The organism is Elioraea sp., from assembly GCF_022842375.1.
In the GTDB taxonomy this organism is placed as follows: Bacteria; Pseudomonadota; Alphaproteobacteria; order Acetobacterales; family Acetobacteraceae; genus Elioraea_A.
Window position 1 is genome coordinate 44154 of the sequence record NZ_JALHPR010000013.1, and the last position, 17385, is coordinate 61538.

Here is a 17385-nt window from a genome sequence, read left to right on the forward strand (position 1 = left end):
AGATACGGGATGACCGACACGGCACTCTGCGACCTCACCGCGATCGAGCAGCGGCGCCTGATCGGGCGGAAGGCGATCAGCCCGGTCGATCTGCTCGATGCGCATCTGCGCCGGATCGAGCGCGTCGATCCTGCCGTCAACGCGATGGTGTCGGTCGACGAGCCGCTCGCGCGCGCGGCCGCGAAGGCGGCCGAGGCGGCGGTGCTGAAAGGGGACAAGCTGGAGCTGCTGCACGGTCTCCCGGTCGGCATCAAGGACCTTGAGGAGACCAAGGGGCTGCGCACCACCTATGGCAGCCCGCAATACGCCGATTTCGTGCCGGATGCCGATTGCGGCATGGTGGCCAACCTGCGCGCCGCCGGCGCGGTGATCCTCGGCAAGACCAACACGCCCGAATTCGGCGCGGGTGCGAACACGATCAACCCCGTCTTCGGCCCGACCGGCAACCCGTTCGACCCGGCCCGCTCCTGCGCGGGCTCCTCGGGCGGCTCGGCCGTCGCGCTGGCAACCGGCATGGTGCCGATGGCCTCCGGCTCCGACCTTGGCGGATCGTTGCGGAACCCCGCTGCCTATTGCGGCATCGTCGGCTTCCGGCCCTCGCCAGGGCTCGTGCCGTCGGAGAAGCGGGGCCTCGGCTGGTACCCCTCGTCGATGCTGGGCCCGATGGCGCGCAACGTGCCCGACCTTGCGATGATGCTCGCGGCGATGGCGTCGGACGATCCGCGTGATCCGCTGTCGCGCGCGGTGTTCGGGCGGAAGATGGTGAGCGAGGAGGAGTTCCACCCGCTGGCCGAGCTCGACCCCGGCACGCTGCGCGTTGCCTACACGCCCGATTTCGGCTTCGCGCCGACCTCGAACGCGGTGCGCGCGCTGTTCGCCGACCGCATCGCCCAGTTCAAGGGCATCTTCGCCTCGGCCGGCGAGGGCAGCCCCGACATGGCGGGTGCTGATCGTGCCTTCGGCGTGCTGCGCGCCGAGGCGTTCCTGGCCAAGCACCTGCCCGTCTATCGCTCGGCCCCGCACATGCTGGGGCCGAACGTGATCGCGAACGTGGAGGAGGGGCTCGGCTACAGCCTCGCCGACATGGCCGAGGCGCATACGCTGCACACCGGCATCTATCGCCGGATGGGCGCCTTCTTCCGTGATGTCGACCTCATCATCTCGCCGGCCATGACGGTGCAGCCGACGCTGTGGACCGAGCTCGCCCCCCGGGAGATCGACGGTAAGACGCTCGCCACCTACTACTCCTGGCTGGCGCTGCCCTATGGCGTGACGCTTTCCACCCACCCGGCGATCGTGCTTCCGTGCGGCGTCGATTCGCGCGGGCTTCCCTTCGGCATCCAGATCGTCGGGCCGCGTGGGGGGGATGCGTTCCTGCTCGCGGCCGCCGCGGCGATCGAGCGTGCGCTCGCAGGCATTGAGGCCTGTGCCCGGCCGCTGCCCGACCTCGAGACGCTTGCCCGCGCGCCCTCAATCCACACCCTGCCTGGTGCGGATATGCTCGCCCATGTCGGCAAGGCGGCTTAAGGTCAGGCCATGAGCGAGAACCCTGAACGACGCGGCATGCATGACATGGGTGGCGATCCTGACCATCGCTGGTCAGGCCCCGTGCCGCGCGCCGAACATGTGCTGGCGCCGTGGGAGAAGGAGGTGGACGCGATCCGCACCCTCCTCGGCCGCAAGGGGCTGCAGACGGCCGATGAGCTTCGCCTCGGCATCGAAAAGCTGTCGGGCGAGGACTACGCGCGCCTCTCCTATTACGAGCGGTGGACGCGGTCGGTCGTGCACACGATGGAGCTGAAGGGCATCATCGCGCCCGGTGCCTTTGCGGCGAAGGTCGCTGCGCTGAAGGGGCAACGCTGATGGGCGCGCGTTTCCGCCCCGGTGACCGCGTGCGCGTGGTCGCCGCGCGGCCTGCCATCTCGGTCGGCCGGGCGCATATCCGCACGCCGCACTACGTGCGCGGGCAGGACGGGATGGTGGCCGAAGTGATGGGCCCGTTCCGCAACCCCGAGGGCCTGGCGACTGGGGGTGACGGGTTGCCGATGCAGGTTCTCTACCGCGTGCGCTTTCCCCAGGCGCAGCTGTGGCAGGGCTACGAGGGGCCGGCGAAGGACACACTCGAAGTCGAGATCTACGAGCACTGGCTGGAGCCGATCCATGCCGCATGATGGGCACGACCATGACCATGGGCATGACCATGATCACGCGCCGCCGCCGGACGATCCGTCGTTCTCGTCCGACCAGGCGATCGCCGCACGGGCGCTGAGGCTCCTGCTCGAGGAAGCCGGCATCCTTGCGCCCGGCGAGGTGGCACGGCAGATCGACAGGATGGACGGCATCCAGCCATCGATGGGCGCTGCCGTCGTCGCCCGCGCCTGGGCTGATCCTGCGTTCCATGATCGCCTGATCGCCACGCCCGTCGCTGCCTGCTCCGAGCTTGGCGTCGACCTGCAGGGCACTCACCTGCACGTGGTCGAGAATACCGCGTCGGTGCACAACGTCATCGTCTGCACCCTCTGCTCCTGCTACCCGAAAATGCTGCTCGGCATCCCGCCCGACTGGTACAAATCCTATGAATACCGCTCCCGCGCCGTGATCGAGCCGCGCGCCGTCCTCGCCGAGTTCGGCGTGGCCGTGCCGGAGGAGATCGAGGTGCGGGTGCATGACAGCACCGCCGACCTGCGCTACCTCGTGCTGCCCGCGCGCCCTGCCGGAACGGAGGGATGGAGCGAGGAGAAGCTCGCCGCGATCGTGACGCGCGATGCGATGATCGGCACGGCCATTCCGTCTGCATAATCTGCCTGGGGGACCACATCATGACCATTGCTCGCATGACGACCTCGAGGCGGCGCCTGCTCGGCACCGCCGCAGCACTTCCCGTTCTTGGCCTCGCCGCGCCCGCGATCGCCCAGTCCGGCCCGCTCAAGGTGGGCATGATCACCACGCTGTCGGGCCCCGGTGCCGCGCTCGGCAACGACATCCGCGACGGGTTCAACCTCGTGGTGAAGAACGCCGGCGGACGCCTCGGCGGCGTGCCCGTCGAGGTCGTGGTGGCTGACGATGCGCTGCGGCCCGAAAACGGCCGCGCGATCGCCGAGCGGATGGTGCGGCGTGAGCGCATCCAGGTTCTGACCGGGATCGTGTTCTCGAACGTCATGCTCGCCGCCGCGCCCGTGATCCTGCCGGCCGCGACCTATATCAGCGCCAATGCGGGGCCGAGCCAGCTCGCCGGCGAAGGCTGCAACGCCAACTACTTCAACGCCGCCTGGCAGAACGACAATCTCCACGAGGCCGTCGGGCAGTACGTGACGCAGAAGGGCCTCCGCCGCGCCTTCCTCATCGCGCCGAACTACCCGGCGGGCCGCGACGCGCTCACCGGCTTCAAGCGCTTCTTCAAGGGCGAGGTGGTAAGCGAGACCTACACGCGCCTCGACCAGCTCGACTACGCCGCCGAGCTTGCAGCCGTTCGCGCGGCAGCACCCGATGCCGTCTACATCTTCCTGCCGGGCGGGCTCGGCATCAACTTCATCAAGCAGTACGCCGCCGCGGGACTTCGCGCGCGCACGCCGCTGTTCGGCCCAGGCTTCTCCTTCGACCAGGACGTTCTGCCGGCGGTGGGCGACGATGCGCTCGGCTGCTTCAACTCCTCGCAGTGGGCGCTCGACCTGCCGCTGCCGGCGAACCGCCAGTTCGTCGACACGTTCGAGGCCGAGTACAAGCGCCTGCCGAGCCTCTATGCCAGCCAGGGCTACGATGTCGCGCTGCTGATCGGCTCGGCGATCGCGGCAACACGCGGGCGGGTGGGCGACCGTGCCGCCTTTGCGGCGGCGGTGAAGAAGGCGGATTTCCAGTCCGTCCGCGGATCGTTCAAGTTCGGCAACAACAACCACCCGATCCAGAACATCTACATGCGCGAGGTGGTGAAGGACGCGCAGGGCCGCGTGGTGAACCGCACCATCGCCACCGCCTTCGAGGCGCACCAGGACGCCTACGCCGCGCAGTGCAAGCTGCCGGCCTGACCCCCCAGGGCGGGGGGCGCAGGCCTCCCGCCGTTCTCTCATGACCGCGACACTCTTCGTCGAGCAGACGCTGAACGGGCTTCAGTTCGGCGTCATGCTGTTCCTGATGGCCGCCGGCCTGACGCTGATCTTTGGCATCATGGACGTGATCAACCTCGCCCATGGCAGCCTCTACATGGCCGGCGCCTTCGTCGGCGCCACCATCACCGCGCGCACCGGCTCGTTCACCCTCGGCGTGCTCGCGGGCGCCGCGGCGGGCGCGCTGATCGCGCTGATCCTCGAGCTCACCATCATCAGGCGCCTCTATGCGCGCGACCATCTAGACCAGGTGCTCGCCACCTACGCGCTGATCCTCACCTTCAACGAAGGCGTGAAGGTGCTGTGGGGCCCGGCACCGATCTTCCTCTCTGCCCCGGCGGCGCTGGCCGGAACGATCGAGGTGCTGCCGGGCATCCCCTATCCCACGTACCGGCTCGTGGTGATCGCCGCCGGCATCGGGGCGGCGCTGTTCCTCGGCTGGCTGATCGGCCGGACGCGGGCGGGCATGCTGATCCGCGCGGGCACGACGAACCGCGAGACGGTGCAGGCACTCGGCGTCGATGTCGGGCTTCTCTTCGCGCTCGTCTTCGCGGTGGGTGGCGCGCTTGCGGGGCTGGCGGGCGTGATGGCGGGCCCCATCCTCGCCGTGCAGGTGGGCATGGGCGAGCAGATCCTCATTCTCGCCTTCGTCGTCGTCGTTGTCGGTGGCCTGGGCAGCGTGCGCGGGGCGATGGCGGGCGCCCTGCTGGTGGGGTTGACCGACACCTGGGCACGCGCGCTGCTGCCAACGCTGCTGCGCGGCCTCCTGCCGCCCGCGAGCGCTGACCAGGTCGCGGCCAATCTCGGCTCCGTCGCGGTCTACCTGCTGATGGCGGTGGTGCTCGCGGTGCGGCCACAGGGTCTGTTCCCCCGCCATGCGTGAACGCGCCGCCGTCGCGGTCGGCCTCGCGCTGCTGGTCGCGGCACCCTTCGTGCTGGAGGCGATGGACGAGGCGTTCCTGCTGTCGGTGCTGACGCGCATGCTGGCGTACGCGCTGGCGGCCGCCGCACTCGACCTCGTGCTCGGCTATGGCGGGATGGTGAGTTTCGGCCACGGCGCCTTCCTCGGCACCGGCGCCTATGTCGCCGGCGTGCTGCTGCACCACAGGGCGGATGGCACCGCGGTGATCGACTGGCCGGTGCGCATCGGCGGCACGGCGGAAGCGCTGGTCGCCTGGCCGGCAGCCGCCCTCGTCTCGGGGTTGCTTGCCGCCGCGATCGGGGCGATCAGCCTGCGCACGCGGGCCGTGCACTTCATCATGATCACGCTGGCGTTCGCGCAGATGGTGTTCTTCCTCGTCCTCGCGCTCCCACAATACGGCGGGACGGACGGGCTGATGGTGCCGGGGCGGAACGTTCTTGTGGGCGCATCGCTGGCGGGTGACGCGCCGCTCTACTGGGCCGCGCTCGCGCTTCTCGTCGCGTTCCTCGCCTTTGCACGCTCTGCCATGGCCGCACGCTTTGGCCTCGCGTTGAAGGGCGCGCGGATGAACGAGCGTCGTGCGCTGGCCCTTGGCGTTCCGGTCTACCGCATCAGGCTCGCGGCATTCACGCTCTCGGGTGCGGTCGCGGGGCTCGCGGGAGCGGTGCTCGCCAACCAATCCTCCTTCGTCTCGCCCGATCTCCTCTCCTGGCAACGCTCGGGCGAGCTGATGGTGATGGTGATCCTCGGCGGGCAGGGAACGCTGTTCGGCCCCGTTCTCGGCGCCATCGCGCTTCTCGCGGCGGAGGAGGAGCTCGCGGCGCTGACCGAGCATTGGATGCTGATCCTCGGGCCGGCGCTGCTGGTCGTCGTCCTCTTCTTCCGCGGCGGGCTCTGGCGCGTCGTCGCGGGGAAGGGTGGCCATGCTTGAAGCGCGAGGGCTGACGCGGCGTTTCGGCGCGCTCGCGGCGAACGAGGACGTGACGCTCACGCTTGCGGCCGGAGAGTGCCACGCGGTGATCGGCCCGAACGGGGCTGGGAAGTCCACCCTCGTCGCCATGCTGGCCGGCGAGCAGCGGCCCGATGGTGGCAGCGTGATGCTCGCTGGCGAAGACATCACCAGTCTCGGCCCTGCCGCACGCGCGCGCCGCGGCATCGCGCGCAGCTTCCAGATCACGCAGCTCTGCCGTGACCTGACGGTGCGGGAGAACGTCATGCTCGCGGTGCAGGCGGCATCGGGCTGGCACTGGGGCTTTCTCCGCGCTGCGCGGAACGACCGGGGGTTGACCGTCGATGCCGATGCGTCACTCGCCGCAGCGGGGCTCGCCTCCCGCGCACACATCCCGGCGGGGCTGCTCAGCCATGGCGAGCAGCGGCAGCTCGAACTCGCCATCGCCCTGTCGCAGGCCCCCCGCGTGCTGCTGCTCGACGAGCCCGCCGCGGGGCTGGGTGCGGCCGAGACCCCCGCGCTCGCCGCACGGCTCGCGGCGCTGAAGGGCCGCATCGCGATGCTGCTGGTCGAGCATGACATGGACACCGTGTTCGCGCTGGCTGACCGCATTACCGTGCTGGCCGGCGGGCGGGTGATCGCCTCGGGCGCACCGGCCGAGATCCGTGCGAACCGCGCGGTGCGCGAGGCCTATCTCGGTGACGTGGTTGATGCTTGAAGCCAACGACATCACCGCCTTCTACGGCGCGGCACAGGTGCTGTTCGGCGTCTCCCTCAGCGTGGGCGAGGGAGAGGCTGTCGCGCTCGTCGGCCGCAACGGCATGGGCAAGACGACGACCATCCGCACCATCCTCGGCCTCACGCCGCCGGCCAGCGGGCGCGTGCGGTTCGGCGGCGTGGCGCTGAACGGGCTGCCGCCCCACCGCATCGCGCGGCTCGGCCTAGGCCTCGTGCCGGAGGGCAGGCAGGTGTTTCCCACCCTCAGCGTGCGCGAGAACCTCATCGCCACAGCCCGCCCGGGGCACTGGAACGCCGCGCGCGTCACCGCGCTGTTCCCGCGGCTGGGCGAGCGTGCGGGACAGTCGGCGCGCACGCTCTCTGGCGGCGAGCAGCAGATGCTCGCGATCGGCCGCGCTCTGATGACCAACCCGCGCCTGCTCATCCTCGACGAGGCGACGGAGGGGCTCGCCCCGCTGGTGCGGGCGGAGATCTGGGCGGTGCTTGCGAGGCTCAAGGCCGAGGGGCTGGCCATCCTGGTCGTCGACAAGGACGTGCGCGCGTTGAGCGGCCTCGCCGAGCGCTTCACCGTGCTGCAGAAGGGGGCCGTCGCCTGGCAGGGCACCGGGGCTGCGCTGCTGAATGAACGCGAGACCCTGCATGCCCTGATCGGCGTGTAGGGGAACGTGGGCTTTGCCGCGTCCGCCGGTGCGCTGCTACGCTGCATGCGTGCAATGGAGGCGAGGCAATGATCGTCACAGGCGGGCGTGGGCTGACACAGGCTTCCGACAATTGCTTCATCCTCCTCGATGACGGGGCCGGGTTCGCCAACCCGGTGATGATGGTGGGCGAGATCGTCCGGCAGAGCTCGCAGGGGCGCGACAATCCCCCCCTCTGCGCCAACGGGTTCGACACCGCCGGCACCGCCTTCGCCCTTGGCCACATCATGGCGCTGGAGCTTGGCGGCTGCGACGTGTCGGAGAACATCGTTCCGCAATACGGCCAATGGCAGGGCAACGCGAACGGCGCCTGGCGGAGGATGGAGAAGACGCTCGTCGACGCCGACACCGCCACCCGTGCGCTGCAGCAGGTGATGGTCGTGGTGATCGACTATGACGCCACCACCCCGATGACCACGGTCGCCGAGCGCACGCGCTTCGCCATGGGCGAGAAGCTGATGCACTTCACCGACCCGCGCATCCCCACGCGCTTCCGGGTCTGGGCCGTGCCGAAGGCCTGGGCGCACGGCACCGCGAAGATGGCCGACTTCTTCGCAGCCACCCTCGTTGCCAAGCAGGCGCTGTTCGCGCCCCTGGCGGCCGCTCTCCTCGCCGCGCAGGTGCCGGCGATCTTCAACGAGGCCATCACCACCATGCCCGCGATCGACCGTGAATTTTGGAAGGGGCAAACCATCCAGCGCGCCGGGGACGAAGCCTACGATTATTTCCTCGAGATAGCCCCGTCGGCACGAAGCAAGAAAAAATTTATAGATGAACTGGCACAGACTAAAAGCGGCGGTCCGATATATCGAAAAAACCAATATTCTGATTCACCTATTCCAGATGGCAAAAGAAGGAGTGCACGTGACAAGCCACATCAGCACGTTTCTCTTGAAGTGTCGAAAGCAGATTTTTTGTCGGATTCCGAAATCCAGAAACATTTACTGTCGTGGATAAAGGAAGATTCCCATGTACAGAAATGGCCAACTCAAGATTTGAGTCTGCTTAAATTTCAGGATATTGGAAAGTATTGTGTTAGCGAAAAAGGTAAGAGAGGCCACAAAATCTAGTTGGGGAACATGGATTCTATCTCGAATTGAGGACACCATGACTGATTTGACCTTCGGCTACCTGGAAAAGCAATACGCCACCGTTCCGATGGTGCCGGAGTATCCGGCCATCGCCGCGCGGTGGGCCGCCACCTCCGCCGCCTCCGTGCTGCGGCATCGCCCCGTCTCATTGCCCTACGGCACCGGCGAGCGGCGGATGATCGACGTGTTCCGCCCCGAAGGGGTGAGCGCGCCGCCGGTTCTCGTGTTCATCCATGGCGGCTACTGGCAGCGGCGGCACAGGCGCGACTTCGCCTTCATGGTCGAGCCCTGGCTCGCCCGCGGTGTGGCGGTGGCACTGCCTGGCTATCCACTCTGCCCGGAAGTGTCGCTCGCCGCACTGATCGAGGATGTGAGGACAGCGACCGTCACGCTCTGGCGCGAGGCAGACGCGCTCGGCCTCTCGCGGCGCTGGCTGGTGGGTGGGCATTCCGCCGGCGGGCATCTCGCGGCCACGCTCGCGGCGACGGACTGGGCAACGCGCGGGGCGCACGACCTTGGCTTCGCGGGCTGCCTGCCGACCTCGGGTGTGTTCGACCTGCCGCCGCTGCTCGGCACCACGCTGAACCAGGCGCTCGACCTCGATTTCGCGGAAGCGACGCGCCTCTCGGCCCTCTACCTCGCCCCGCCGAAGGGCCTGCGCATCATCGCCGCGGTCGGCGGGGCGGAGAGTGCGGAGTTCCTGCGCCAGAGCCAGGGCCTCGCCCGCCGCTGGGCTCGTGCCGGAGCGGAGGCGGCCGCGCTGGAGTTGCCGGGGCGGAACCACTTCACGGTGCAGGATGCCTGGGCGGAACCGGAGGGCGCGCTGTTCGCGGCCGGGATGGGGCTACTTGGGGTCTGAGGCGAGCCCCAGCTTGCGTTCCGTCCACGCATAGAAGCGGTAGAACGGCCCGACGAAAAGGTTGCAGATGAGCAGCCTCACGAGGTGGAAGCCGAGGACGAGCGGCACCCCGAGGTTCATCACCTTGGCCGTGATCGCCATCTCCGGCATCCCGCCGGGCGCGGTACCGAGAAGGGTCGCACCGACCGGCAGGCCCGCGAAGACGATGCAGCCAAGCCCGATGAGGCCGCAGAGAAGCCCGATCAGCAGCATGTTCACCACGCTCGCGATCAGCAGGCGTCGGCTCTTCAGCAGGAACTCGCGCGTCATGCGCGCACCCAGCGTCGCCCCCATCGCCACCTGGGCCGCGTCGATCACCGGCCCCGGCAGCCCCGTCAGCGGCGTGCCGATGACGGCCAGCGCGAGCGAGACGAACACCGGCCCCATCATCCACGGGTTCGCCATGCCGGTGAGGTTGGTGGCGAAGGCACCCGCGACGGTGAGTGCCAGCAGCACGGGCACCATGGGCCAGGAGACGGGGGGAGGGGTGAAGGAGAAGATGTCGCCGCCGGGTGTGGCGATCGCGGCCATCGCTGCCGGATAGATCAGCACCACCAGCACCATGCGCAGCGTCTGCCCGAGCGTGACGGCGGGAACCGAGGCGCCGGCGCGGGCGGCAAGCACCACCATCGCGATGATCCCGCCCGGCACCGAGATGAAGAATGCCGTTTTGGTATCCATCCCGCCCACCCGCGCGGTGACGCGCGAGACGGCGGCGCCTGCCAGCACCGAGGCGAATCCCGCGATCACGAGGGCGGGAAGCGAGGTGGCAAGGGCAGCGAGCACGGGCGGGGTGAAGGCCTGGCCGAAGCTGGTGCCGAGCACGACGAGCGCCGCCGGCCGGAAGGCCGCGGGGGCGGCGAGGTTCACCCCTGCAATCCCGAGCCCTGCGACGACGACCATCGCGCCGATCATCCAGGCGAGCGGAATGCGCAAGAGATGGGCGGCGTAGCCTCCGATCGCGGCAAGCGCGAGGGTGGCGGCGTAGAGCGCGAGCCGCTTCGGCGACAGGTCAGGCCTGGCCACGCGGCGGTCCCGCTAGGCCCCGCCTCCCGCTGCGCTGCCGGAGAAGGCGTTGAACGTGATCAGCGTGAACGTGTCCTTCACGCCGGGCAGGCGCTGGACATGCTCGGTCACGAACAGGCCGGGGTCCTGGCCGGGGTCGAGGTAGAACTTCCCGAGCAGGTCATACTGGCCGGAGATCGAGTAGATCTCGCTCACCTCGGGGATGCGATCGACCGCCTCGCGGGCCGTCTCGTAGGCGCGGCCCATCTCGCATTTGATCAGCACGAACAGCGGTCGCATCGGAAGCCCTCCGGGTCACGCCCGACAGTATGGGTGACGCTATGAGGGCACAAGCGGGGGGCAGGCCACGCTGGGTGCAGCTGAGGGGGCTCAGGAAAGGAACCGCTCCTCCACCACGCGGCCGTCGGCCACCGTGTAGAGGGCGATCTCCTCCTGCGCCAACCGCTGGCCGGTGGCCTTGGCCGTCACCTCGATGCAGAAGCGGAGCGCGAACTGGTTGCGGTTGATGTAGGGGCCGTGCGTCTCGAAGGCATGGACCTCGTGGTTGGCGTACCACCAGGTCGACTTGCCCTTCACCGCGTCGATCCCTTCGAGCCGCGCCATCGGGCCTTCCATCGGCTCGATGCTCACGATGCTGGCGGCCCAGAAGCGCTCGCCCGCCTCCTCGAAGCGCCCCGCCTTGCAGAGCGCCGCGAACGCTTCTGCCACCTCGCGTGTGGTCATGGTGCCGTCCCTCCGGATGTTTGCGCGAGGCTAGCCGACCTGCCCGGGTTGGTCGACCGCGGCTGCTGGCGCGGGGATTGCATTGCCCGGGCCGATCCCCGGTTGCGGGGGCGGGCGCAAGCGGAGACACTGTGGCCATGACCGGAACAGAGGCAGCGGCGCTGGATCCGCGTGACAGGGGTGGCCCCGCGCAGCCGCTGCTCATCGTCAACGACCTCAAGCGCCATTTCCCGATCAAGGGCGGGTTCCTGAACCGCACGGTGGCCACCGTGCAGGCGGTCGATGGCATCTCGTTCAGCGTGATGAAGGGAGAGACGCTCGGCATCGTCGGCGAATCGGGCTGCGGCAAGTCCACCACCGCGCGGCTGCTGATGCGGCTGCTCGAGCCCGATGGCGGCGAGGTCATCTTTGATGGGGAGCCGGTCGGTCCCGGCGGCATGGCGCTCTCGGAGATGCGTCGGCAGATCCAGATGGTGTTCCAGGACAGCTACGCCTCGCTCAACCCGCGTTTGCCGATCGAGGACAGCATCGCCTTCGCGCCCGCCGTGCATGGCGTGCCGAAGGCGAAGGCGCGGGCAAGGGCGCGTGACCTGCTCGCGGCCGTGGGCCTAGCACCAGAGCAGTTCGCGCGACGCTATCCGCACGAGCTCTCCGGCGGGCAGCGACAGCGCGTGAACATCGCCCGCGCGCTGGCGCTCGAGCCGCGCGTGATCGTGCTGGATGAGCCTGTGTCGGCGCTCGACAAGTCGGTCGAGGCGCAGGTGCTGAACCTGCTGGTCGACCTCAAGCGCGACTTCTCGCTCACCTACGTCTTCATCAGCCATGACCTGAACGTGGTGCAGTTCATCTCCGACCGCGTGCTGGTGATGTATCTCGGCCAGGTGGCTGAAGTCGGGCCCGTCGCGAGCATCTATGGCGGGCCGCGGCACCCCTACACGCGCGCGCTGCTCGCCTCCCGCCCCTCGATGGACCCGGCGAAGCGGATGACGGAACCGCCGCTGACGGGCGATCCGCCGAACCCGATCAACCCGCCCTCGGGCTGCCGCTTCCGCACGCGCTGCACATTCGCAGAGGAGGTGTGCGCGGCCAGGCCTCCGCCGCTTGCCGGCCTCGTCGCGCATGATGCGCATCTCGCCGCCTGCCACATGGCGGCCAAGGGCAGCGGCCACAGCCGCGCGCCAACCTGATTCAGGAGAAGTGACCATGGCGACACTCGACGCGGCCGCGGTGAAGGCGGTTCTCGACGGCATCCACGGCGTTGCCGTGACCGATGCGCGGGCGGCCGAGATCGCGCGCGACGTGACGGTGCTCGCGCAAGGCGTCCGCGCTGCCGCCGCGCGGCTTTCCTTCGAGGATGAGCCGCAGGCCTTCCGCGGCGTTCTTGCCGCGAATGCGCGCCGATGACCCTTCGCCGATGAACGACGCTGCCGCGCGCGTCGAGGAGGCGCTGGCCGCAGCCGAGGCGTGGCAGCCCGCGATCAATGCCTTCATCCGGATCGAGGCCGACGCCGCGCGCGAGGCCGCCCGCGCGCCACGGCCCGGGCCGCTCTCGTGCATCCCGCTCGCGCACAAGGACATGTACTACCGCAAGGGCCGCGTCAGCGCCTGCGGCAGCACGTTGCGGCGCGACTGGATCGCGCCCGTCACCGCAACGGCTCTTGCACGCCTTGACGCTGCCGGGGCCATCGACATCGGCACGCTGACGATGAGCGAGTGGGCAGGCGGGGCGACGGGACACAACATCCATTTCGGTGACACGGCGAACCCGTGGAACCCTGCCCATGTCACGGGCGGGTCGTCCTCCGGCAGCGCCGCGGCGGTGGCGGCTGGCATCGTCGTGGCCGCGCTCGGCTCCGACACGGGCGGGTCGATCCGCGTTCCCGCGTCGTGCTGCGGCATCGCGGGGCTGAAGCCCACCTGGGGCCGCGTCAGCCGCTCGGGCGCGATGCCGCGGGCGTGGAGCCTCGATTGCGTCGGCCCGCTGGCGCGCGATGTCGCCACCATCGCCGCGATCATGGCGGCGATCGCGGGCCCCGACCCGCGCGACCCGACGGCGGCTGACGTTCCGGTTCCGGATTATCTGGTCGCTGCCACGGCCGATGTCACCGGCATGACGATCGGGATTCCCGCTGGCTGGTTCTACGAGGCCCTGGACGGCGGCATCGCCGCGCTGATCGAGGATGCGAAGGCAGTGTTCTCGCGCCTGGGCGTGCACCTCATCCCCGTCACATTGCCCGATGTCGCTCGGCTGCTCACGCTCCAGGGCGTGGTGACGATGACCGAGGCCGCAACGATCCACGCCGCGATGATGCGCGACCACCCGGAGGCATACGCACCGGGCCTGTTCGCGCGGCAGCAGACGGGGCTTGCCATCCCGGCCGCAACCTATCTGGAGGCGCTGCGGCTGCGCGGGCCCGTGACGGCCGCGTTCTGCGACGCTGCCTTTGCCGGGGCCGATGCCATCCTCGTTCCCGCGCTGGCAGAGCCCGTGCCGCGGCGTGACGAGACCGATGCTGAGCGTGACGTGGCCCGCTACGGCCCGATCCAGGCACGCATGGTGCGCAACACGCGGCCCTTCAACTACACCGGGCTACCCGCTCTCTCCGTTCCCTGTGGCTTCACCGCCAACGGGCTGCCGGCCGGCTTCCAACTCGCCGGGCCACCCTTCGCCGAGGCCGCGCTGATCCGCCTTGGTGCTGCCTACCAGCGCGCGACCGACTGGCATCTGCGCCGCCCACGCCTGCCGCAGTGAGGATGACGACCATGCAGACCGCGACGCTCACAGAACGACCCGGAACCGCAACAGCGCCGCTCGTCTCCGTGCGCGACATGACGGTGAAGTTCGTGTCGAAGGATGCGACGGTGCATGCCGTCAACGGCGTAACCTTCAGCCTCGACCCTGGCGAGGTGCTCGTGATCCTCGGCGAGAGCGGGTCCGGCAAGTCGGTGTCGCTGCGCGCGCTGATGCGGCTTCTGCCGCCGAGGAAGACGCAGATCGGCGGCACCGTGCAGGTGGCCGGCCAGGACGTGCTGGCGATGGACGAGGCAGCGCTGACCGACCTTCGCGGCGGCCAGGTGGCGATGATCTTCCAGGAGCCGATGACCGCGCTCGACCCCGTGTTCACCATCGGCCAGCAGATCGCCGAGACGATCATCCGCCACGAGGGCGTGAGCCGCCAGGCAGCGGATGCGCGCGCGCTCGAACTGCTGGAACTCGTGCAGATCCCGTCGGCCAAGCGACGCTTGGGCAACTACCCGCACGAGCTTTCGGGCGGCCTGCGCCAGCGCGCGATGATCTCGATCGCGCTCGCGTGCCGGCCCAAGCTGCTGCTCGCCGATGAGCCGACGACCGCGCTCGATGCCACGGTGCAGATCCAGATCCTGCTGCTGTTGCGCAAGCTTCAGACGGAGCTCGGCATGGGGGTGATCTTCGTCACCCACGACCTCGGCGTTGCCGGCGAGATCGCCGATCGCGTGGCGGTGATGTACGCGGGCCGCTTCATCGAGTCGGGGCCCGTGTCCGAGGTGATGCTGCGGCCGCTGCACCCCTATACCCAGGGGCTGATGAACTCGACCGTCCATGCCGGGCTTCGCGGGACCAGGCTTGCCGCAATCCCCGGCGCGCCGCCGAACCTCGCGCGGCTGCCCACAGGCTGTGCCTTCGCGCCCCGGTGTGCCTACGCCGAGGATGTGTGCCGCAGCGAATTGCCGACCGAGCGCTATCCCATCCCCGAGCACATGGCCCGGTGCATCCGCGTTGACGGCTGAGGCAGGGCGCGACACCGTCCCTGCGCAGGAGGACGGGATGAATGCAGATGTGAGGCGTTTCGGCATCGGCCAGCCGGTGCGGCGGACGGAGGACCCGCGGCTGCTGCGCGGCCAGGGCAGGTTCACCGATGACGTGTCGGTGCTGTCGGCGCCTGGCGCTCTGCACGCCGTGTTCGTGCGCAGCCCCCACGCGCATGCGCGGATTGCCGGCATCGACACGGCCGCCGCGCTTGCCACCCCCGGCGTCGTCGCCGTCGTGACGGGCGATGAGCTTCGCGCGGCCGGCCGTGGCCTTCTCCCGTGCCAGGTGCCGCTCGCCAATGCCGACGGCACGAAGGCGCTCTACCCCGATCGCTACGCGCTTCCCCATGATGCCGCGCGCCATGTCGGCGAGGCGGTGGCGATGGTGGTGGCCGAGACGGCTGAGGCTGCGCGTGACGGCGCCGAGGCCGTTGCGATCGACTGGGAGACGCTGCCGCCAGTGATCGGCCTTGCCGCCGCGCCCAGTGCGGCGCCGATCCACGCAGGCATCCCCGCCAACCGCGTGTTCGCGTGGGAAGGCGGCGATCGTGCGGCTGTCGACCGCGCCTTCGCCGCCGCTGCGCACGTGATCGCCACCACCGTCGCCGTCAGCCGCGTCGCCGTCGCGCCGCTGGAGACGCGCGCGGCACTCGCGGTGTTCGATGCCGGAACGCAACGCTGGACGCTGACGACGGCGACGCAGGGAACGGCGGAGGCGCATGGCGAGCTGACCGGCTTCGCCGTGCCCGCACCGCGCCAGGCGTTGCGCATCGTCACCCCCGATGTCGGCGGCGGGTTCGGCATGAAGAACCATGCCTATCCTGAACACGTCGCACTGCTGCACGCGGCCGAGCGCCTCGGCCGGCCCGTGCGATGGTCGGCCGAGCGGACGGAGGCGTTCCTCTCCGACAGCGCGGGGCGCGACCATGCCATCACCGTCACGCTCGGGCTCGACGGCGATCACCGCATCACGGCGGTGCGCTGGCACTGGGTGTCGGACCTTGGCGCCTACTGCGCAGGCGCCGGCCCCTTCGTCGCCACCCTCGGCGGCCCGCGCGTGGCGGCGGGTGCCTACGACATCGGCGCCTTCCATGTCGCGAGCGAGGGGTACCTCACCAACACCGCCCCGATCGATGCTTATCGCGGTGCCGGCAAGCCGGAGGCTGCCTTCGCGCTCGAGGTGGCGCTCGACACCGCGGCGCGGCAGCTCGGCCTCGACCCGGCAGCGCTGCGGCGGCGCAACCTCGTGCCTGCCGCCGCCATGCCCTACCGCTCCGTCACCGGCCAGGTGTTCGACAGCGGCGATTTCCCCCGCGTGCTCGACCATGCGCTCGCGCTCGCCGACCGTGCGGGCTTCCCCGCGCGGCGGGCGGAGGCTGCTTCGCGCGGCGCGCTGCGCGGCATGGGGATCGGCTGCTACATCGAGCCATCGGGCTTTCGCGACAACCGCGTGATGCTCGCCTTCGACCGCGCGGGCGGGGTGACGCTGACGACGAGCGCGGTCACGAACGGCCAGCCGCACGAGACCGTGTTCGCCCAGGTGCTGCATGACCGCCTCGGCATCCCGTTCGACAGGATCAGGGTGGTGCAGGGCGACAGCGACGTCTCGGGCCACGCCTCCGGCAGTGCCGGGTCACGGTCGATGACCCTGTCCGGCGTTGGGATTCTACGCTGTGCCGACGTGATCGAGGCGAAGGGCAAGCGCATCGCCGCGCGGCTGCTCGAGGCGTCGGAGGCCGACATGGTGGCCGAGCGCGGCGTGTTCCGCATTGCCGGCACCGACCGGGCGGTCACGCTCGAAGCCGTCGCCAAGGCGGCCTGGACGCCGGCGCTGGTGCCGGAGGACGAGAGCCTCGGCCTCGAGGCCGCCGCCCACCCGGTGCAGCGCGTGCCGAACTACCCGAATGGGTGCCACGTCGCCGAGGTCGAGATCGATGCCGAAACGGGCAGGGTGGCGCTGGTTGCCTATGCCGCGGTCAATGATTTCGGCATCGTCGTGAACCCCTTGACGCTCAGGGGCCAGGTGGTGGGCGGCATCGCGCAGGGGGCAGGCCAGATCCTGCTTGAGGAGACGGTGCATGACGCCGAGACCGGCCAGAACCTGACCGCGAGCCTGATGGACTATGGCCTGCCGCGGGCCGATGACCTGCCGGCGTTCGCCTGGGAGACGATCGAGATCCCGGCAACCACCAACCCGCTCGGGGTGAAGGGCTGCGGCGAGGCTGGCTGCGCGGGGGCGATGCCGGCGGTGCTGAACGCCGTCAACGATGCGCTGGCGGCGGCAGGCGCAGGCCCGATCGACATGCCCGCCACACCGGAGCGTGTCTGGCGCGCGCTCTCGCGCACCCTGGGCGGCACCAACACGCCCGCGTGAACGTTGGTTGCGCTCGCGGTATTGGTCCCCTTCTTGCTAGGATCATCGGCGGCACGCTGACCTTTCCGGGTCAGCGC

The 17385-nt window shown here is 69.7% G+C and carries 19 protein-coding genes; 16 read left to right on the top strand and 3 right to left on the bottom strand.

All coding sequences use genetic code 11. The features are described from left to right. Positions 1 to 9: 9 nt before the first annotated feature. The 11 genes from Q0C38_RS12620 (at position 10) to Q0C38_RS12665 (ending at position 9357) form a co-directional block, all read left to right on the top strand. Positions 10 to 1527 (top strand): amidase, encoded by a 1518-nt coding sequence (locus Q0C38_RS12620; protein WP_291297456.1) that lies wholly within the window; start codon positions 10 to 12, stop codon positions 1525 to 1527. Between the two features lie 9 nt (positions 1528 to 1536). Beyond that, on the top strand, positions 1537 to 1863 hold the full coding sequence (locus Q0C38_RS23270) for a nitrile hydratase (protein ID WP_366937262.1): 327 nt from the start codon (positions 1537 to 1539) through the stop codon (positions 1861 to 1863). Beyond that, a complete protein-coding gene (locus tag Q0C38_RS23275; protein ID WP_366937263.1) occupies positions 1863 to 2171 on the top strand; it encodes an SH3-like domain-containing protein in 309 nt (102 codons plus the stop codon). The genes Q0C38_RS23270 and Q0C38_RS23275 overlap by 1 nt, the downstream gene beginning before the upstream one ends. Then, a complete protein-coding gene (nthA, locus tag Q0C38_RS12630) occupies positions 2161 to 2799 on the top strand; it encodes a nitrile hydratase subunit alpha (protein ID WP_291297457.1) in 639 nt (212 codons plus the stop codon). Before Q0C38_RS23275 ends, nthA begins: the two co-directional genes overlap by 11 nt. Before the next feature lie 35 nt (positions 2800 to 2834). After that, the gene (locus Q0C38_RS12635; RefSeq protein ID WP_291297458.1) at positions 2835 to 4022 is read left to right on the top strand and encodes an ABC transporter substrate-binding protein; all 1188 of its coding nucleotides are present in this window, start codon (positions 2835 to 2837) and stop codon (positions 4020 to 4022) included. 40 nt (positions 4023 to 4062) lie between these two features. After that, the gene (locus tag Q0C38_RS12640) at positions 4063 to 4983 is read left to right on the top strand and encodes a branched-chain amino acid ABC transporter permease (RefSeq protein WP_291297459.1); all 921 of its coding nucleotides are present in this window, start codon (positions 4063 to 4065) and stop codon (positions 4981 to 4983) included. After that, on the top strand, positions 4976 to 5953 hold the full coding sequence (locus tag Q0C38_RS12645; protein WP_291297460.1) for a branched-chain amino acid ABC transporter permease: 978 nt from the start codon (positions 4976 to 4978) through the stop codon (positions 5951 to 5953). The genes Q0C38_RS12640 and Q0C38_RS12645 overlap by 8 nt, the downstream gene beginning before the upstream one ends. Continuing rightward, entirely contained in the window at positions 5946 to 6689 is a 744-nt protein-coding gene (locus Q0C38_RS12650; RefSeq protein ID WP_291297461.1) for an ABC transporter ATP-binding protein, read from the top strand. The genes Q0C38_RS12645 and Q0C38_RS12650 overlap by 8 nt, the downstream gene beginning before the upstream one ends. Then, complete coding sequence (locus Q0C38_RS12655; RefSeq protein WP_291297462.1) at positions 6682 to 7368, top strand: ABC transporter ATP-binding protein; 687 nt, start codon at positions 6682 to 6684, stop codon at positions 7366 to 7368. The genes Q0C38_RS12650 and Q0C38_RS12655 overlap by 8 nt, the downstream gene beginning before the upstream one ends. 68 nt (positions 7369 to 7436) lie before the next feature. Then, on the top strand, positions 7437 to 8477 hold the full coding sequence (locus tag Q0C38_RS12660) for a hypothetical protein (RefSeq protein WP_291297463.1): 1041 nt from the start codon (positions 7437 to 7439) through the stop codon (positions 8475 to 8477). 37 nt (positions 8478 to 8514) lie between these two features. After that, a complete protein-coding gene (locus Q0C38_RS12665; RefSeq protein WP_291297464.1) occupies positions 8515 to 9357 on the top strand; it encodes an alpha/beta hydrolase in 843 nt (280 codons plus the stop codon). Here the strand turns inward: Q0C38_RS12665 and Q0C38_RS12670 are convergent. The 3 genes from Q0C38_RS12670 to Q0C38_RS12680 all read right to left on the bottom strand — a co-directional run bounded on the left by Q0C38_RS12670 (position 9343) and on the right by Q0C38_RS12680 (position 11145). Further along, a complete protein-coding gene (locus Q0C38_RS12670) occupies positions 9343 to 10422 on the bottom strand; it encodes an AbrB family transcriptional regulator (protein ID WP_291297465.1) in 1080 nt (359 codons plus the stop codon). The two genes, Q0C38_RS12665 and Q0C38_RS12670, sit on opposite strands and share 15 nt — an antisense overlap. Positions 10423 to 10434: 12 nt before the next feature. Further along, positions 10435 to 10701, bottom strand: a complete 267-nt coding sequence (locus Q0C38_RS12675; RefSeq protein WP_291297466.1) for an Lrp/AsnC ligand binding domain-containing protein — start codon at positions 10699 to 10701, stop codon at positions 10435 to 10437. Between the two features lie 90 nt (positions 10702 to 10791). Further along, positions 10792 to 11145 carry a nuclear transport factor 2 family protein gene (locus tag Q0C38_RS12680; protein ID WP_291297467.1) on the bottom strand — a complete coding sequence of 118 codons (354 nt, stop codon included), beginning with the start codon at positions 11143 to 11145 and terminating at the stop codon, positions 10792 to 10794. 137 nt (positions 11146 to 11282) lie between these two features. Between Q0C38_RS12680 and Q0C38_RS12685 the strand changes: the two genes are divergently transcribed. From Q0C38_RS12685 to Q0C38_RS12705, 5 genes are read left to right on the top strand one after another with little or no spacing between them, the layout of a single operon-like run. Further along, positions 11283 to 12332, top strand: a complete 1050-nt coding sequence (locus tag Q0C38_RS12685; RefSeq protein ID WP_291297468.1) for an ABC transporter ATP-binding protein — start codon at positions 11283 to 11285, stop codon at positions 12330 to 12332. 16 nt (positions 12333 to 12348) lie between these two features. After that, on the top strand, positions 12349 to 12549 hold the full coding sequence (locus tag Q0C38_RS12690; RefSeq protein ID WP_291297469.1) for a hypothetical protein: 201 nt from the start codon (positions 12349 to 12351) through the stop codon (positions 12547 to 12549). Between the two features lie 10 nt (positions 12550 to 12559). Then, a complete protein-coding gene (locus Q0C38_RS12695; RefSeq protein WP_291297470.1) occupies positions 12560 to 13897 on the top strand; it encodes an amidase in 1338 nt (445 codons plus the stop codon). Positions 13898 to 13908: 11 nt separating this feature from the next. Further along, entirely contained in the window at positions 13909 to 14913 is a 1005-nt protein-coding gene (locus tag Q0C38_RS12700; RefSeq protein ID WP_291297471.1) for an ABC transporter ATP-binding protein, read from the top strand. A gap of 37 nt (positions 14914 to 14950) precedes the next feature. Further along, positions 14951 to 17308: a xanthine dehydrogenase family protein molybdopterin-binding subunit gene (locus Q0C38_RS12705; protein ID WP_291297472.1), complete on the top strand. Its 2358-nt coding sequence runs from the start codon at positions 14951 to 14953 to the stop codon at positions 17306 to 17308. The last annotated feature ends 77 nt before the right edge of the window (positions 17309 to 17385 follow it).

Coding starts and splice junctions, on each gene's coding strand:
- Q0C38_RS12635 (WP_291297458.1), top strand. CDS start 2,835: ATGACGACCTCGAGGCGGCGCCTGCTCGGCACCGCCGCAGCACTTCCC.
- Q0C38_RS12620 (WP_291297456.1), top strand. CDS start 10: ATGACCGACACGGCACTCTGCGACCTCACCGCGATCGAGCAGCGGCGC.
- Q0C38_RS23275 (WP_366937263.1), top strand. CDS start 1,863: ATGGGCGCGCGTTTCCGCCCCGGTGACCGCGTGCGCGTGGTCGCCGCG.
- Q0C38_RS12700 (WP_291297471.1), top strand. CDS start 13,909: ATGCAGACCGCGACGCTCACAGAACGACCCGGAACCGCAACAGCGCCG.
- Q0C38_RS12650 (WP_291297461.1), top strand. CDS start 5,946: ATGCTTGAAGCGCGAGGGCTGACGCGGCGTTTCGGCGCGCTCGCGGCG.
- Q0C38_RS12660 (WP_291297463.1), top strand. CDS start 7,437: ATGATCGTCACAGGCGGGCGTGGGCTGACACAGGCTTCCGACAATTGC.
- Q0C38_RS12690 (WP_291297469.1), top strand. CDS start 12,349: ATGGCGACACTCGACGCGGCCGCGGTGAAGGCGGTTCTCGACGGCATC.
- Q0C38_RS12695 (WP_291297470.1), top strand. CDS start 12,560: ATGAACGACGCTGCCGCGCGCGTCGAGGAGGCGCTGGCCGCAGCCGAG.
- Q0C38_RS12680 (WP_291297467.1), bottom strand. CDS start 11,145: ATGACCACACGCGAGGTGGCAGAAGCGTTCGCGGCGCTCTGCAAGGCG.
- Q0C38_RS12675 (WP_291297466.1), bottom strand. CDS start 10,701: ATGCGACCGCTGTTCGTGCTGATCAAATGCGAGATGGGCCGCGCCTAC.
- Q0C38_RS23270 (WP_366937262.1), top strand. CDS start 1,537: ATGAGCGAGAACCCTGAACGACGCGGCATGCATGACATGGGTGGCGAT.
- Q0C38_RS12640 (WP_291297459.1), top strand. CDS start 4,063: ATGACCGCGACACTCTTCGTCGAGCAGACGCTGAACGGGCTTCAGTTC.
- Q0C38_RS12655 (WP_291297462.1), top strand. CDS start 6,682: ATGCTTGAAGCCAACGACATCACCGCCTTCTACGGCGCGGCACAGGTG.
- Q0C38_RS12685 (WP_291297468.1), top strand. CDS start 11,283: ATGACCGGAACAGAGGCAGCGGCGCTGGATCCGCGTGACAGGGGTGGC.
- nthA (WP_291297457.1), top strand. CDS start 2,161: ATGCCGCATGATGGGCACGACCATGACCATGGGCATGACCATGATCAC.
- Q0C38_RS12705 (WP_291297472.1), top strand. CDS start 14,951: ATGAATGCAGATGTGAGGCGTTTCGGCATCGGCCAGCCGGTGCGGCGG.
- Q0C38_RS12645 (WP_291297460.1), top strand. CDS start 4,976: ATGCGTGAACGCGCCGCCGTCGCGGTCGGCCTCGCGCTGCTGGTCGCG.
- Q0C38_RS12665 (WP_291297464.1), top strand. CDS start 8,515: ATGACTGATTTGACCTTCGGCTACCTGGAAAAGCAATACGCCACCGTT.